The 1,092-nt window shown below is 55.4% G+C and carries 1 protein-coding gene; it reads left to right on the forward strand.

Annotated features, from left to right (window positions below; translation table 11 throughout):
• Nucleotides 1–104: 104 nt before the first annotated feature.
• Nucleotides 105–1,092 (forward strand): IS481 family transposase (locus tag ACP7DD_RS26530; RefSeq protein WP_426178391.1); only part of this gene is annotated, 988 nt, incomplete at its 3' end.

Below are 1,092 nucleotides of genomic sequence, written 5' to 3' on the forward strand. Positions count from 1 at the left end.
TGTTTAGATTCGTGTGATTATGTACCCATTCGTAGTTGGCCCCTTTTCAAAGCCAGGCACGTTTTGAGTACACTTCTTCCTTCCAACGAATCGCGTCCGAGAACATGACACAAGCCTTGCACAGCCTAGCCAGAACAACGCACCTGATCCGCAAGGAAATCCGGGAATCCGATCTGTGCCAAGCCGAACTGGCGCGACGCTATAACGTGAGCCGGCAGACCATCCGCAAGTGGAAGGAACGTGACAGCGCTGAGGACCTGTCCCATCGCCCTGATACCTTGCGCACGACGCTCACGCCGGTCCAGGAGGCGATTGTAGTGGAGTTGCGCACGACGCTGCTACTACCTACCGACGACCTGCTTGCCATCACGCGGGAGTTCATCAATCCTGACGTATCGCGCGCCGGCTTGGGTCGTTGTCTGCGCCGCCATGGCGTCTCCAAGCTGACCGACCTGATCGCCAATGAGACCGACGAGCCCGCCCGGAAGAAGACGTTCAAGGACTATGAGCCTGGGTTCATTCATATCGACATCAAGTACTTGCCGCAGATGCCGGACGAAACAACGCGCCGATATTTGTTCGTCGCCATCGACAGGGCAACCCGCTGGGTCTTCATGGAGATCTATTCCGATCAGACCGAGGGCAGCAGCGTCGACTTCTTGAGCAAGGTGAAGAGTGCCTGCCCGGTCAAGATCATCAAGCTGCTGACCGACAACGGCAGCCAATTCACTGACCGTTTCACTAGCAAGAAGAAGGATCTCGACGGCAACCGGGTACCGACAGGCAAGCATGTGTTTGACCGTCTCTGCAAACAATTCGACATCGAGCACCGCCTGATTCCGCCGCGCCACCCCCAAACCAATGGCATGGTTGAACGCTTCAATGGCCGCATATCGGAGATCGTCCAGCAGACCCGGTTCGCCTCCGCAGCGGAGCTGGAATCGACTCTGCGAAGCTATCTGAAGATTTACAATAACTGCATTCCGCAACGCGCCTTGAAGCATTTAACGCCGATTCAAGCTCTCAAGGATTGGCAGCAAAAAAAGCCGGAACTATTTCTAAAACGCGTCTATAACCAAGCGGGTCTTGACA

This window comes from Massilia sp. TWR1-2-2 (assembly GCF_049897565.1).
Taxonomy (GTDB): domain Bacteria; phylum Pseudomonadota; class Gammaproteobacteria; order Burkholderiales; family Burkholderiaceae_D; genus JAFCUW01.